Annotated in this window: 13 protein-coding genes; 12 read left to right on the plus strand and 1 reads right to left on the minus strand. The window is 62.4% G+C overall.

Going from position 1 to position 14,116, the window contains the following annotated elements:
* Positions 1–38: 38 nt before the first annotated feature.
* The 10 genes from A7X77_RS25420 (at position 39) to doeB (ending at position 9,634) form a co-directional block, all read left to right on the plus strand.
* Positions 39–1,424: a PLP-dependent aminotransferase family protein gene (locus A7X77_RS25420; RefSeq protein ID WP_064685609.1), complete on the plus strand. Its 1,386-nt coding sequence runs from the start codon at positions 39–41 to the stop codon at positions 1,422–1,424.
* 119 nt (positions 1,425–1,543) lie between these two features.
* Positions 1,544–2,329 (plus strand): ectoine/hydroxyectoine ABC transporter ATP-binding protein EhuA, encoded by a 786-nt coding sequence (gene ehuA, locus A7X77_RS25425; RefSeq protein ID WP_064685610.1) that lies wholly within the window; start codon positions 1,544–1,546, stop codon positions 2,327–2,329.
* 58 nt (positions 2,330–2,387) lie between these two features.
* Positions 2,388–3,236, plus strand: coding sequence for an ectoine/hydroxyectoine ABC transporter substrate-binding protein EhuB (gene ehuB / locus A7X77_RS25430; RefSeq protein WP_064685611.1), 849 nt, complete (start codon positions 2,388–2,390; stop codon positions 3,234–3,236).
* 72 nt (positions 3,237–3,308) lie between these two features.
* Positions 3,309–3,968, plus strand: a complete 660-nt coding sequence (ehuC, locus tag A7X77_RS25435) for an ectoine/hydroxyectoine ABC transporter permease subunit EhuC (RefSeq protein ID WP_064685612.1) — start codon at positions 3,309–3,311, stop codon at positions 3,966–3,968.
* 4 nt (positions 3,969–3,972) lie between these two features.
* Complete coding sequence (gene ehuD, locus A7X77_RS25440; RefSeq protein WP_064685613.1) at positions 3,973–4,632, plus strand: ectoine/hydroxyectoine ABC transporter permease subunit EhuD; 660 nt, start codon at positions 3,973–3,975, stop codon at positions 4,630–4,632.
* 1 nt (position 4,633) lies between these two features.
* The gene (gene eutA / locus A7X77_RS25445; RefSeq protein ID WP_064685614.1) at positions 4,634–5,410 is read left to right on the plus strand and encodes an ectoine utilization protein EutA; all 777 of its coding nucleotides are present in this window, start codon (positions 4,634–4,636) and stop codon (positions 5,408–5,410) included.
* Between the two features lie 4 nt (positions 5,411–5,414).
* Positions 5,415–6,416 (plus strand): hydroxyectoine utilization dehydratase EutB, encoded by a 1,002-nt coding sequence (gene eutB / locus A7X77_RS25450; protein ID WP_064685646.1) that lies wholly within the window; start codon positions 5,415–5,417, stop codon positions 6,414–6,416.
* Positions 6,413–7,405, plus strand: coding sequence for an ectoine utilization protein EutC (gene eutC, locus A7X77_RS25455; protein ID WP_064685615.1), 993 nt, complete (start codon positions 6,413–6,415; stop codon positions 7,403–7,405). The genes eutB and eutC overlap by 4 nt, the downstream gene beginning before the upstream one ends.
* A gap of 32 nt (positions 7,406–7,437) precedes the next feature.
* Positions 7,438–8,619 carry an ectoine hydrolase DoeA gene (doeA, locus tag A7X77_RS25460; protein ID WP_064685616.1) on the plus strand — a complete coding sequence of 394 codons (1,182 nt, stop codon included), beginning with the start codon at positions 7,438–7,440 and terminating at the stop codon, positions 8,617–8,619.
* Positions 8,620–8,626: 7 nt separating this feature from the next.
* Positions 8,627–9,634: a N(2)-acetyl-L-2,4-diaminobutanoate deacetylase DoeB gene (gene doeB, locus A7X77_RS25465; RefSeq protein ID WP_064685617.1), complete on the plus strand. Its 1,008-nt coding sequence runs from the start codon at positions 8,627–8,629 to the stop codon at positions 9,632–9,634.
* A gap of 45 nt (positions 9,635–9,679) precedes the next feature.
* Here the strand turns inward: doeB and A7X77_RS25470 are convergent, their stop codons facing one another.
* Complete coding sequence (locus tag A7X77_RS25470) at positions 9,680–11,497, minus strand: methyl-accepting chemotaxis protein (protein WP_064685618.1); 1,818 nt, start codon at positions 11,495–11,497, stop codon at positions 9,680–9,682.
* Between the two features lie 593 nt (positions 11,498–12,090).
* Here A7X77_RS25470 and A7X77_RS25475 point away from each other — a divergent pair.
* Both A7X77_RS25475 and A7X77_RS25480 read left to right on the plus strand, forming a co-directional pair.
* A complete protein-coding gene (locus A7X77_RS25475; protein ID WP_064685619.1) occupies positions 12,091–12,738 on the plus strand; it encodes a TetR/AcrR family transcriptional regulator in 648 nt (215 codons plus the stop codon).
* 403 nt (positions 12,739–13,141) lie between these two features.
* Positions 13,142–13,981, plus strand: coding sequence for a transporter substrate-binding domain-containing protein (locus A7X77_RS25480; protein ID WP_064685620.1), 840 nt, complete (start codon positions 13,142–13,144; stop codon positions 13,979–13,981).
* Positions 13,982–14,116 lie beyond the last annotated feature (135 nt).

Below are 14,116 nucleotides of genomic sequence, written 5' to 3' on the forward strand. Positions count from 1 at the left end.
CATTGTCAATTGGACTGATTTTCAGCACTGTTGAAATCATGACAAATTGGCGCCCCGATCCCTCGCAACTCCGCCGGCCGGCCTATCTCTCCCTCGCCGAGCAGATCGCCAACGCGATCACCGACGGAAAGCTCTCCGACGGGGCGCAATTGCCGCCGCATCGCAAGCTGGCGGATGATCTGCATCTTTCCGTGCAGACGGTCAGCCGCGCCTATGACGAGCTCAGCCGCCGGGGGCTGATCTCAGGCGAGATCGGCCGCGGCAGTTTCGTGCAGACGCGGCCGCCTGAGCCGGAGCCGCCCTATCTGCCGGAACGGCTGGGCGAGGTGATCGATCTGTCGATCCTGAAGCCGGTCTGCGAGCAGATCCATCTGGAAAAAATGCGCCAGGCCTTCGGCTGGCTTTCCGAAAACCTGCCTTCCAGCTCGGCCCTGTCGTTCCGACCGAATATGGTGTTTCCGCGGCACCGCGTCGTCGCCACCGAATGGCTGGCGCGCTGCGGGCTCGACGTGTCGCCGCTGAACATCAGCCTGACGAATGGCGCGACTTCCGGCATGACGGTGGCGCTGATGAGCGTCACGCCGCCCGGCTCGACGATTGCGACCGAAGCGGTCAGCCACCATACGCTGGTGCCGCTCTGCGGCTATCTCGGCCTGCACCTCGAAGGGTTGGCGATCGACGAGCAAGGCATGATCCCCGAAGCGCTGGACGAGGCCTGCCGGATCGGGCCGATCCGGGCGATTTTCCTGCAGCCCTCGGTGATCAATCCGATGGCCGCGCTGATGAGTGCCGAGCGCCGGCAGGCGCTTGCCGCCGTCGCCGCCAAGCATGACATAGCGATCATCGAAAACGATATTCTCGGTCCGATGGTCGAGAACCGGGCGCCGCCGATGGCGGCCTTTGCGCCGGAGCGCACGCTCTACGTCACGAGCTTTACGAAGATCACCGTTCCAGGCCTCAGGATCGGCTACCTCGTCGCGCCCGACCGCTATGTCGCTGCCGTCGCCAACCGGCATCTCGTCTCCAGCTGGATGGCGACGCCTGCCATGGCCGAGATCGCCAGCCGCTGGGTCAGCGACGGCACGGCGATGGAACTCGTCAACTGGCAGCGCCGCGCTCTTGTCGGACGCCACGCGATCGCGGCGGAGATGCTGGCCGGCCTGTCCTATCGAACGCACCCGCAAAGCCTGCATGTATGGCTGCCGCTGTCCGGCAGCCATACGGAGGATGGTTTCGTGTCGCAGGCAAGGTTGCGCGGCGTGGCGATCGCGCCGGGCAAATCCTTTCACACCACCGATCACGGCTGGACGCCGGCGGTGCGCATCTCGCTCGGCTCGACGACGGAAGGCGAGCTGCGGACAGGACTCGGGATCGTTGCCTCGCTGGCGCAGGGAAATCCGGAGGAACTGCTGCTTGCGATTTGACGCTGCCGCATTTCCCGGCAGGTGCAGAATAATTGTCATGATATTATTTTGCGAATTGACATGATTTTCGTAGGCCGTCATCGTTAGGTCATTGCTTGTCTCAACAAGGAGAGACATGAATGCCTGCGCCCATCATCCGCATCGACAACATCGTCAAGAGATACGGTCCGCTGACCGTGCTCGACGGCCTGTCGATGAATGTCATGCCGGGCGAGAAACTGGCGCTGATCGGGCCGTCGGGCTCCGGCAAGACGACGATCCTGCGCATCCTGATGACGCTGGAGACGATCAGCGGCGGCCACATCGAGGTCGACGGCGAGCAGCTCTACCACATGCCTGGTGGCAGCGGGCTGGTGGCGGCCGATGAGCGGCACCTGCATCGCATGCGGGAAAAGATCGGCATGGTCTTCCAGCACTTCAACCTGTTCCCGCATAAATGCGTCCTCGACAACGTCACGCTGGCGCCGATGCTGACCAAGGGCATCAAGCGGCCGCAGGCCGAGAAGCGGGCGATGGAGCTTCTGGATATGGTCGGCCTTGCCGACAAGGCGAAAAGCGTGCCGGCGCAGCTTTCCGGCGGGCAGAAGCAGCGCGTCGCCATTGCCCGGGCGCTGGCGCTGTCGCCGAAGATCATGCTGTTCGACGAGGTGACCTCGGCACTCGACCCGGAGCTGGTCGAGGAGGTGCTGAACGTCATGCGGAAGCTTGCCTCCGAGACCGATATGACGATGCTTCTCGTCACCCATGAGATGGGTTTTGCCCATGATTTTGCCGACCGCGTGCTGTTCTTCGATCGCGGCAAGATCGTCGAGGAAGGCAAGCCGGGCGATATCTTTCGCAATCCGACGCAGGAGAGGACGCAGACCTTCCTGCGCAAGATCATTGCGGCGGGGCACCGCGTCTGACCTCAGACATTGCCCGCAAGAACAAAACTCAAAGAGAAAGCCAGAGGAGTTGGGAACGATGAAAGCAGGATATTTTTTGAGCGCCGCCAGCCTGTCGGCGCTTCTGATCACGGCGGCCGCTCCGGCATCCGCTGCCGATGACAAGCTCGAACAGCTGAAGGAACAGGGTTTTGCCCGCATCGCCATCGCCAACGAGCCGCCGTTCACCGCCGTCGGCGCAGACGGCAAGGTATCGGGCGCCGCGCCCGACGTGGCACGTGCCATCTTCGAAAAGCTTGGCGTCAAGGAAGTCGTCGCCTCGATCTCGGAATATGGCGCGATGATCCCCGGCCTGCAGGCCGGCCGTCACGACGCGATCACCGCCGGCCTCTTCATGAAGCCCGAGCGTTGCAACGCCGTTGCCTATTCCGAACCGATCCTTTGCGATGCCGAGGCCTTCGCCCTCAAGAAGGGCAACCCGCTGAAGCTGACGAGCTACAAGGATATTGCCGACAATCCGGATGCCAAGATCGGCGCGCCGGGCGGCGGCACGGAAGAGAAGCTGGCGCTGGAAGCCGGCGTGCCGCGTGACCGCGTTATCGTCGTTCCGGATGGGCAGAGCGGCATCAAGATGCTGCAGGACGGCCGCATCGACGTCTATTCGCTGCCGGTCCTGTCGATCCACGATCTGATGGCGAAGGCGAAGGATCCGAATCTCGAAACCGTCGCCCCCGTCGTCAATGCGCCGGTCTATTGCGACGGCGCCGCTTTCCGCAAGCAGGATGTCGCGCTGCGTGACGCCTTCGACGTCGAGCTGAAGAAGCTGAAGGAATCCGGCGAATTCGCCAAGATCATCGAACCCTACGGCTTCTCGGCCAAGGCGGCGATGTCAACGAGCCGCGAAAAGCTCTGCGCCCCGGCCAAGTAACCTGATGTGAGCACGCCGGCCATGCCACGGCCGGCGTGCTCCTCAAATGATCTCCAGAGAAGCGAGTTGCCGATGTCGGTATGGTCCGGCTATCTGACACTGATCCTTCAGGGCGCCTTGGTGACGCTCCAGCTGACGGTCATGGGCTCGGCGCTGGCGCTTGTCATGGCTTTCCTGGCCGGCCTCGGCCGCTTGTCGCCCTTCTTTGCCGTCCGGGCTCTGGCGACAACCTATATCGAATTCTTTCGCGGCACCTCGATCTTCGTCCAGCTCTTCTGGGTCTATTTCGTACTGCCCTTCGCAGGCGTGACACTGACGCCGCTGCAGGCCGGCGTGCTGGCGCTCGGCCTAAATGTCGGCGCCTATGGCGCGGAAGTGGTGCGCGGCGCCGTCAAGGCCGTCGGGCGCGAACAGTCGGAAGCCTGTGTCGCGCTCAACCTGTCGCGCTATCAGCGCATGCGCCACGTCATCCTGCCGCAGGCGCTGCCGCTGATGCTGCCGACCTTCTGCAACAATGCGATCGAGCTATTGAAGGGCACGGCCGTGGTGTCGCTGATCTCACTGACGGACATGACCTTCCAAGCGCAGGTGGTGCGGGCGCAGACCGGCAATACGCTGGTGCCCTTCGCAACGATCCTCATCCTCTATTTTCTCATGGCCCTGGCGATTTCGGCGGCAATGCGCTGGCTGGAGCGGCGGATGGCGCGTGGCGTCGACGGCATAAGGACCTGACCAGATGGAATGGGATTGGGACTTCGTCTGGCAGATCATGCCGACCCTTCTCGAAGGGTTCAAGATCACCATTCTTGCCACCGTCCTCGGCGCTGCGGTCGCCATGGTCATCGGGCTGGCGCTTGCCATTGTGCGGCGATCCCCGGTCGCCGCAGTCTCACGCACGGTCGGTTTGGTCTCGGAATTCATCCGCGGCACGCCGCTGCTGGTGCAGCTCTATTTCATCTTCTACGTGCTGCCGGATATCGGCATCCGGCTGTCGCCGCTCACCGCCGGCGTCATCGGCATGGGCATTCACTATGCGACCTATACCGCCGAAGTCTATCGCGCCGGCATCGAGAATGTGCCGCGCGGACAATGGGAGGCGGCCAAGGCCACCAATCTGACGACGCGCCAGGCCTGGATCCACGTGGTCCTGCCGCAGGCGATCCCGCCGATGATCCCGGCGCTCGCCAATTATTTCATCGCCATGTTCAAGGAAACGCCGCTGCTTTCGGCAATCACCGTGCTCGAATTGATGAACCAGGCAAAGAGCATCGCCAACAGCAATTATCGCTATATCGAGCCGATGACGTTGGTCGGCGTCTTTTTCCTCGTCATCAGCCTGATCTCGGTCCTCGGATTGCGTTGGCTCGAGGAGCGCTACGCCAGGATGGATGACTGACATGACAAGGATCGAAATCATCTCCGCCAGCCGGCGGCCGCGACTGGACAACCGGCCACTCGAAAAGCGCATCGGCCTCGTCATCCTGGCGACCGACCACACGACCGAAGTCGACTTCCAGCGCATGGTCGCCAGCGACCGCATCGGCGTCTATGTCAGCCGCATCCACTACACCAATCCGGTGACGCCTGAAAACCTTTTGAAGATGCAGCCGTCGCTGACGGAAGGCGCCGGGCTGATCCTGCCGGATGAGTCGCTGAACGCGATCATGTATTCCTGCACCTCCGCCTCGGTCGTCATCGGCGACCGCAATATCGAGGCGGCGATCCACGCGTCGAAACCGGGTGCTTCAGTCGTGACGCCCACGGCGGCGGCGGTGAAGGGCCTGAAGGCGCTCGGCGCCCGCCGGATTTCGGTGCTGACGCCCTATACGATCGAGACCAGCCGGCCGATGGCGGATTATTTCGCGGATCTCGGCTTTGCGATCGACCGCTTCACCTGCCTCGGCCTTAGCGACGACCGCGAGATGGCGCGGATTGCGCCGGATGATATCGCCGCCTTCGCGCGTGAAGCGCTGGCGCCGCAATCCGACGCGCTGTTCATCTCCTGCACTGCTCTCCGCGCCGCACAGGTCGCCGCCCGCATCGAAGGCGAGACCGGCAAGCCGGTGGTGACCAGCAATCTCGCAACCGCCTGGGCCTGCCTGAAGCTTTGCGGCGATGAACGGGCGCTGCCCGAGCTCGGTCAGCTGATGACCAGGTCCTATGGGGAAGGCTGAGATCATGGCGAGCGCCCTGCCGGTTTCGTTGGAGGACATTCGTGCGGCGGCGCGGCGGATCGAAGGCCGGGTCGTCGAAACACCGATGGTGCAGTCGGCGTCGCTTGCCGAGATTGCCGGCGTTCCGGTCTGGCTGAAGCTTGAACATCACCAGACGACGGGCAGCTTCAAGCTGCGCGGGGCGACCAATGCGGTGCTGTCACTGTCACCGGCTGAACGGGCGCGCGGCGTCGTCGCCGCCTCGACCGGAAATCACGGCCGGGCGCTTGCCCATGCCGCGAAGGCGCAAGGCGCGGTCGCGACGATCTGCATGTCGCGGCTGGTGCCGGAGAACAAGGTTGCGGAAATCCGCCGTCTCGGCGCCGATGTGCGCATCGTCGGCCGATCGCAGGACGAGGCGCAGCAGGAAGTGGACCGGCTGGTGCGAGAGGAGGGTCTGGTGATGATCCCGCCTTTCGACCATCCTGACGTCGTCGCCGGGCAGGGGACGCTCGGGCTCGAAATCGTCGACGCCTTGCCTGAGGTGGCCACGGTGCTGGTGCCGCTTTCCGGCGGCGGCCTTGCGGCGGGCGTCGCCGCCGCGGTCAAGGGCGTCAATCCCAAGACGAAGGTGATCGGCCTGACGATGGAACAGGGCGCGGCGATGAAGGCGAGCCTCGATGCCGGACGGCCGGTGCAGGTCGAGGAGGTGAGGAGCCTTGCCGACTCGCTCGGCGGCGGCATTGGCCTCGACAACCGCGTGACCTTCGCCATGTGCCGCGCACTTCTCGACGACGTCGTCCTGCTGACGGAGACGGAGATCGCAGCCGGCATGCGCCATGCCTATGCCCGCGAGGGCGAGGTTGTCGAGGGGGCGGGCGCAGTCGGCATCGCAGCACTGCTGGCCGGAAAGACCCGCTCCGGCGGCCCGGTCGTTGCGATCCTTTCGGGACGGAATGTCGACATGGAACAGCACCGTGGGGTGATCAACGGCGAGGGTGCGGCGTTCGCGGAGGATAACCCATGAGCCGAATGATTATTCTGACGGAAGCGGAATTGCGCAAGGTTGTGGGGCTCGATTCCGACGTGGTCGCTTGCGTCGAGCAGGCCTTCGCCGCGCTTGCGACGAAAGCGGTCGCCATGCCGCCGATCCTGCGGCTCGACATTCCCGAGTATCGGGGTGAGGTCGATGTGAAGACCGCCTACGTGCCCGGCATCGAGGGTTTTGCGATCAAGATCAGCCCCGGCTTCTTCGACAATCCAAAAATCGGTCTGCCGAGCACCAATGGCATGATGGTGCTGCTGTCGAGCCGAACCGGCCTGGTGCAGGCGCTGCTCCTCGACAACGGCTATCTCACCGACGTGCGCACGGCCGCGGCCGGCGCCGTCGCGGCGAAGCATCTGTCGCGGCAGAATTCCAGCGTGGCGGCGATCTTCGGCGCCGGCATGCAGGCGCGGCTGCAGCTGGAAGCGCTGACGCTGGTGCGGCCGATCCGTGACGCCAGGATTTGGGCGCGGGATGCGGCGAGGGCCGAGGGCGTGGCTGCGGAGCTGGCGGCCAGGCTCGGCTTTCCCGTCAACGCGATATCCGACCCGCGGCAAGCAATGTCCGGCGCAGACATCATCGTGACCACCACGCCGGCAGAAAAACCGATCATCGACGCCGGCTGGCTCGAAGCCGGGCAGCATCTGACGGCCATGGGATCGGATGCCGAGCACAAGAACGAGATCGATCCCGCGGCCATAGCCGGCGCCGGTCTCTATGTCGCCGACAGCCTGAAGCAGACCCGCCGGCTGGGCGAGTTGCACCATGCGATCGAAGCAGGCCTCGTCAATAGGGATGCCGATTTCGCCGAACTCGGCCGGATCGTCGCCGGGCGGATGTCGGGCAGGACGAGTAGCGACCAGATCACCATCGCCGACCTCACGGGAACTGGCATTCAGGACACCGCCATCGCCACGCTCGCCTTTGCCCGCGCCGGCGCGACGAATACCGGCACCACATTCGAAAGCTGACCGGCGCGGCGCCGGACAAGAAGGGAAGAGATATGACCCAGCCCCATCTGAAGTTCTCGCTCGGAGAATATGCCGAGCGCCTGGAAAAGACACGGCGTGCCATGGAGGCGAGAGGCGTCGATCTGCTTATTGTCAGCGACCCCTCGAATATGGCCTGGCTTACTGGCTATGACGGCTGGTCCTTCTACGTTCATCAGGCGGTGATCGTGCCACCGCAGGGCGAGCCGATCTGGTTCGGCCGCGGTCAGGACGCCAACGGCGCCAAGCTCACCGCCTATCTCAGCCACGACAATATCGTCGGTTATCCCGATCATTACGTGCAGTCGACCGAGCGCCATCCGATGGACTATCTCTCCGGCATCCTGACGGAGCGCGGCTTCGGCAAGCTGACGATCGGCGTCGAGATGGACAATTACTGGTTCTCCGCCGCAGCCTTCGCCGCGCTGCAGAAGCACCTACCGAACGCGCGTTTCGTCGATGCGACCGCGCTGGTCAACTGGCAGCGCGCGGTCAAGAGTGACACCGAAATCCAGTACATGCGCAATGCGGCCCGCATCGTCGAAGCGATGCATGCCCGCATCTTCGACAAGATCGAGGTCGGCATGCGCAAGTGCGACCTGGTGGCGGAAATTTATGACGCCGGCACTCGCGGCGTCGACGGCATCGGCGGCGACTATCCGGCGATCGTGCCGCTGCTGCCGTCCGGCGTCGAAGCATCGGCACCGCATCTGACCTGGGACGACCGGCCGTTGAAGAAGGGCGAGGGTACGTTTTTCGAAATCGCCGGCTGCTACAATCGTTATCACCTGCCGCTGTCGCGCACGGTTTTCCTCGGCAAGCCGACGCAGGCGTTTCTCGATGCCGAAAAAGCGACGCTGGAAGGCATGGCAGCCGGTCTTGCGGTCGCCAAGCCCGGCAACACCTGCGAGGATATCGCCAACGCCTTCTTCGCGGTCTTGAAGAAATACGGCATCGTCAAGGACAACCGCACGGGTTACCCGATCGGCCTTTCCTATCCGCCGGACTGGGGCGAGCGCACCATGAGCCTGCGCCCCGGCGACCGGACGGAATTGAAGCCCGGCATGACCTTCCATTTCATGACAGGCCTCTGGCTCGACGATATGGGGTTTGAGACGACGGAGAGCATTCTCATCACCGAAAGCGGTGTCGAGTGCCTCGCCAACGTGCCGCGCAAGCTGATGGTCAAGGATTGAGGCTGTCATGACAGAGACCCGCTTGCGGCCGTCGCCGATCAGCGCGACGGTGGATTTCGCCGCCGAGGGCGTCCAGCACGGTTTCCTCAGGCTGCCCTACAGCCGCGACGATTCCGCCTGGGGATCGGTGATGATCCCGATAACGGTCGTCAGGAACGGCAAGGGGCCGACGGCGCTTCTGACCGGCGGCAACCACGGCGACGAGTATGAGGGACCGATCGCGCTCTTCGATCTCGCCCGCTCGCTGAAGCCTGACGAGGTAAGCGGCGCCGTCATCGTCGTGCCGGCGATGAATTATCCGGCGTTCCTGGCGGGCACCAGGACGTCGCCGATCGACAGGGGCAATATGAACCGAAGTTTCCCCGGCCGGCCGGACGGCACGGTGACCGAGAAGATCGCCGACTATTTCAGCCGTGTGCTTCTGCCGCTGGCGGATATCGTCCTCGACTTCCATTCCGGCGGCAAGACGCTCGATTTTTTGCCCTTCTGTGCCGCGCACATTCTGCCCAACAAGCAGCAGGAGCAAAAAGCCTTCGACTTCGTCACGGCGTTTGCCGCACCCTATTCGATGAAGATGCTGGAGATCGATGCGGTCGGCATGTACGACACGGCGGCCGAGGAAATGGGCAAGATCTTCATCACCACCGAACTCGGCGGCGGCGGCACCGCGACCGCCAAAAGTGCGGCGATCGCCAAACGCGGCGTGATAAACGTGCTGCGACATGCGGGGATCGTCGCCGGCGCCGTCGATACCGGTGCGACGACCTGGCTGGACATGCCGGATGGCCGTTGTTTCTCCTTCGCGGAGGAGGGTGGATTGATCGAAGCCGTCATCGACCTCGGTGACGTCGTCACTGAGGGTGCGGTCATCGCTCGCATCTATCCGACGGGGCGGACGGGTGAGGCGCCGCGCGAGATCCACGCCGCCATGGACGGTATTCTCTGCGCCCGGCATTTTCCGGGGCTCGTCAAACCAGGCGACTGCGTTGCGGTGATGGCGACCGTGACGAGCTGAGATGACGGGCAGGCGCGGCGAGATGCGTTTCGCCGGTCGGCCATCTCAAGCCGCTTTCGGCGATCTCGACCCGGCAGCTGCCGCATCGATCTGGAAGCGGCTGACAACCCCTTCGAGCGTCTGTGTCTGGCCGCCGAGCGCGCGGCAGGCCGAGACGGTTTCCGCAGCCATGGCAGCGTTGCGCTGCGTGACCTCATCGAGCGCATTGACGGAGGCGTTGATTTCCCCGATCGCCACGGCTTGCTCTGAAGATACCGAAACGATGCGGGCGATCAGGCCGGCGACCTGCTCGACCTGGCCTTCGATTTCCATAAGCGCCTTGCCGGTGCGGTTGACGAGCTCCACGCCGGTGGAAACCTCAGACGATGAACTGGAAATCAGAGATCTGATCTCCTTGGCGGCGTTGGCCGAACGGAGGGCGAGCTCACGCACTTCCTGGGCCACGACGGCGAAACCCTTGCCGGCTTCGCCGGCGCGGGCGGCCTCGACGCCGGCATTGAGCGCCAAAAGGTTGGTCTGGAAGGCAATCTCGTCGATGACGTTGACGATCGCGCCGATCTGGGCGGAGGAGCCTTCGATTTTCTGCATGGCGGCGATCGCATCGCGAACGACGGCGGCCGAATGTTCGGCGCTGCTGCGGGTCTCAGCCATCATGCCGGTCGCCTTGCCGGCATGATTGGAAGCGTCCTTGGCCTTGGCGTTCATTTCGACGAGCGCGGCGGTCGCCTCTTCGAGCATCGTGGCTTGCTGTTCGGTGCGTAATGCAAGGCTGTCGGCGGCATTCGTGATACCGGCGGAAGAACTGCCCACCTGTCTGGAAGTGTGGGCGATTTGCGCCATCGAGGCGCCAAGCGCATTCATGCTGTCGTTGAATTTGGCCCGCAACATTTCGTAGGCGGGGGCGAAGGCTGTGGTGATCCGGCAATCGAGATTGCCGAGCGAGAGCTGGTCCAGGCCGTAAGTCAGCTGATCGATCACCCTTTCTCGGCTTTGCTCCTCGGCAGCCTTTTCGGCCATCTGGCTGCGCTCGCGCTGGAATTCCTGATCGCGAAGCGCCGTTTCGCGCTTCTGTGCGTCCTGCCGCTCCAGCGCGTTGCGGCGGAAAACCGCCACAGCCTTGGACATGGCGCCGATTTCGTCGGAGCGGTTGGCGTAGGGGACCTCGGTCGAAAAATCGCCTTCGGCGAGGTTGCCCATATAGGCCTTCATGCCATCCAGCGGCACGATGGCCCGGCGGCGCAGAAGATAGAGGCCGACCAGCAGCAGGGCGAAGGAGCCGAAGCCCGCGGCGCCCGCGTAGATCGTCCAGGTGACAATCTCCGAGGCGGCATTTCTCTCTTCGCCCTTCAGGAAAGCGTCGGAATTTGCAACGAGCTTCTCGACCGCGTCCTGATGTGCGTGGAAGGCGACGCGCAGTTGCTCGATCGCACCGTGCGCCTTGTTATCGTCCCTGGCGTTCAGGGCCGGGATGACCGCGCGGTTCATCACCTCCCAGAATGCCTCGCCCTTGGCGAGCACATCGTTCTCGAGCTCGTCTTTCAAAGCCTGCGGCAGCCGCGTTGATTTCCAATAGGCGCGTCGGTCGTCGTAAGCGGCCTTGAGATTTGCGATTTTGGCGAGATTGGTCTCGCTCAGTTCGGGAAATTTACTCGCCTCGAAAGACAGCATGTAGGATTCGACCACGAACAGCGGCGGCGGCAGAATATCGGCGATCAGATCCTTGCCGTAAACCACCTGCTCATAAACCGGGCCGTTGACCTTCAGCCGTTCGAGCGCCGATTGCTGCAACCCGATCGACATGAAAATGCCGGTTGAAACAGCGACGCCGAAGGCCACCAAACTGCGGGCAATAGTAAATGCCAAGACCGTCTCCAAATAACTTGAGGCGTCTCTTCTTCGAGGCGCCTGATTTACGTAGATCATTATTCCGCAAGAACGCTGCAATATAGTTAATACTTCTGGATCTCAGGGGCCTCGGCGAGCTATTTGCGGGCCTGTCAAGTGACCAAAATTGGGTCGATCTTCCTATATTGGGTATCGAGCCGTCTCCCGCCACTCTGATGGCGGAGGGGGCGGATTTATACTCAGGGTTGATCCGAGAATCGGTTCGTCGACAATTCCATCACCTGCGACATAAGTTGACGGCGCTGCTGGAGGCGTGTTCGGCGAACTGCTGGGTTGTGGTTGATTTATTTTCTGAAACCGTATTACACGAAAGATGTCCTCGGGTGCGGACGTCTAGCTCCTACTATAAGAATAGGGAGAGATTGATGTTGCAGCAAAAATGGTCGTCATAAGCGCTCCATCGCTAACGGGTAGGAGCAACGCATTACAGAACTGATGAGTTCTATAAACCGAAATTGCTGATGCTACAACCTCACACATTAGTCTTCAGAAATCGTACTGGCTTGTCTCAGGTCTTCGGCATGCACTTCGGCGGGGCGGCTTAGACAATCATGAAAGCTATGGATGAGCCCGCAGGCGAGCCGCGCAGACGAGGCCGGCCGAAAGTCTCCACCGACGAAGACAAGCGGCTGCAGATCGTCGAAGTCGCCCGCCGGGCTTTTGTGAAATATGGATATGCCGGGAGCACGACCTCGGTCGTCGCCTCCGATGCGGGCGTTTCCAAACAGACGCTCTACCGTCTGTTTGAGAGCAAGGAAGAGTTGTTCGCCGCCGTCGTCGCTGCACATCGGCGATTGATGCTTGATCTGCCGCGGCCTGCCGAAGATTGTTCGATCGCGGAGAGCCTTGAACGGATCTTCATGCTCGACATGGGCGAGGACAGAGATGCGGACCGCGCCGGTTTCCTGCAACTCGTCTTCCGTGAAGCAGCGCAATTCCCTGAGCTTGTCGATATCCTGCAACGGGAAGGCATGCTTGCCAGCCGACAGGAACTGGCTGACTGGCTGAGCGATCGCCGGGCCGAGGGCCGGCTCACCCTGGATGACCCGGTGAGCGGCGCCCGCATGCTGATGGACATGATCTTCGGGGGCATGGGACCGCCGGAGGGCCGTGCGCAGGCCTGGCCCGATCGGGCGGCGCTGCTTGCCCATCTTCGCCGCTCAATTGCGATTTTTGCCGCCGGTATCGGCGCCGCCTGAGCGAACCAGAGACATTTCTGACTCCTGGCTTCCCGGCGACGATATTCCCGTACAACTCAGTCAACGGGAGCCGCGCCCCAGGACTGATCGGAAACACTTCTTATAGGAGAGTTCTTCCGAAGGCGCTTCGGCGACCTCGTTGCATTCCGCCTCCGCGCCAAGAACGCCGCGCATTTTGCTTCGATTAACTTTGGCAAACCGAAACGGTAGAACGGAGCCAGCGGTCCGCCCCGCAAGCGGTGCAATGCTGCACTGCCAAAAAAATCACCACGCGCACTGCTGCGCGTTTTTTCGGCATGACCCATTGACAATTCAGCCCTGATGGCACTTGATACATTATTCCAGTAAAACAGACATGCGTCCATTATATTGGAATAATGGGAACCATCATAAGGGGAACGCCATGACCATTTTCTTTCGCACCGGCGTGATATCGCTCGTCGCCGCCGCTTTGTTGTCCACGCCTGTGCTGGCCGAGGGCAGCAAACTTGATGAAGTGCTGGCCCGCGGCCACCTCGTCCTCGGCACGGGCAGCACCAACGCGCCCTGGCACTTCAAGAGCGCGGACGACAAACTTCAGGGCTTTGATGTCGACATGGGCCGTATCATCGCCAAGGCCCTGTTCGGCGATCCTGAGAAAATCGAATATGTCAACCAGTCCTCGGACGCCCGCATCCCGAACATCACCACCGACAAGGTCGATATTACCTGCCAGTTCATGACCGTGACCGGCGAACGCGCCCAGCAGGTGGCCTTTACCATTCCCTATTACCGCGAGGGTGTCGGCCTGATGCTCAAGGCAGACGGAAAATATGCCGACTATGCCGCGCTGAAGACGGCAGGTTCCTCGGTCACCATCTCGGTTCTGCAGAATGTTTATGCCGAGTCTATGGTGCATGCCGCATTGCCCGAAGCAACCGTCGACCAGTACGAATCCGTCGACCTGATCTATCAGGCGCTGGAGTCCGGTCGGGCCGACGCCGCCGCCACTGACCAGTCTTCGCTCGCCTGGTACATGACGCAGAACCCCGGCCGCTACAAGGACGCCGGCTACGGCTGGAATCCCCAGACCTATGCCTGCGCCGTCAAACGCGGCGATCAGGACTGGCTGAACTTCGTCAACACCGCTCTCCACGAAGCGATGACCGGGGTCGAATTCGATTTTTACGCCAAGTCGTTCAAGACCTGGTTCGGCAAGGATCTGACGCCACCGCAGATCGGGTTTCCGGTCGAATTCAAGTAACCCCGGATGCGGGAGCGGGAGCGCAATCCCGCTCCGCTGGAACAGAATGATATTGGTTCAGGTCGGGCAAAGATCTGAATCCTGTTTTCGAATCGAATGGTTGGAGCATGACGTCGTCCGGCCCGCTCGTACGTT

The organism is Rhizobium bangladeshense (assembly GCF_001662075.1).
Classification (GTDB): Bacteria; Pseudomonadota; Alphaproteobacteria; order Rhizobiales; family Rhizobiaceae; genus Rhizobium; species Rhizobium bangladeshense_B.

Excerpts from the sequence above, each read along its gene's own strand:
- ehuA (WP_064685610.1), top strand. The coding sequence starts at position 1,544 with ATGCCTGCGCCCATCATCCGCATCGACAACATCGTCAAGAGATACGGT.
- A7X77_RS25480 (WP_064685620.1), top strand. The coding sequence starts at position 13,142 with ATGACCATTTTCTTTCGCACCGGCGTGATATCGCTCGTCGCCGCCGCT.
- eutC (WP_064685615.1), top strand. The coding sequence starts at position 6,413 with ATGAGCCGAATGATTATTCTGACGGAAGCGGAATTGCGCAAGGTTGTG.
- ehuD (WP_064685613.1), top strand. The coding sequence starts at position 3,973 with ATGGAATGGGATTGGGACTTCGTCTGGCAGATCATGCCGACCCTTCTC.
- ehuB (WP_064685611.1), top strand. The coding sequence starts at position 2,388 with ATGAAAGCAGGATATTTTTTGAGCGCCGCCAGCCTGTCGGCGCTTCTG.
- A7X77_RS25420 (WP_064685609.1), top strand. The coding sequence starts at position 39 with ATGACAAATTGGCGCCCCGATCCCTCGCAACTCCGCCGGCCGGCCTAT.
- doeB (WP_064685617.1), top strand. The coding sequence starts at position 8,627 with ATGACAGAGACCCGCTTGCGGCCGTCGCCGATCAGCGCGACGGTGGAT.
- doeA (WP_064685616.1), top strand. The coding sequence starts at position 7,438 with ATGACCCAGCCCCATCTGAAGTTCTCGCTCGGAGAATATGCCGAGCGC.
- ehuC (WP_064685612.1), top strand. The coding sequence starts at position 3,309 with ATGTCGGTATGGTCCGGCTATCTGACACTGATCCTTCAGGGCGCCTTG.
- eutB (WP_064685646.1), top strand. The coding sequence starts at position 5,415 with ATGGCGAGCGCCCTGCCGGTTTCGTTGGAGGACATTCGTGCGGCGGCG.
- A7X77_RS25475 (WP_064685619.1), top strand. The coding sequence starts at position 12,091 with ATGAAAGCTATGGATGAGCCCGCAGGCGAGCCGCGCAGACGAGGCCGG.
- eutA (WP_064685614.1), top strand. The coding sequence starts at position 4,634 with ATGACAAGGATCGAAATCATCTCCGCCAGCCGGCGGCCGCGACTGGAC.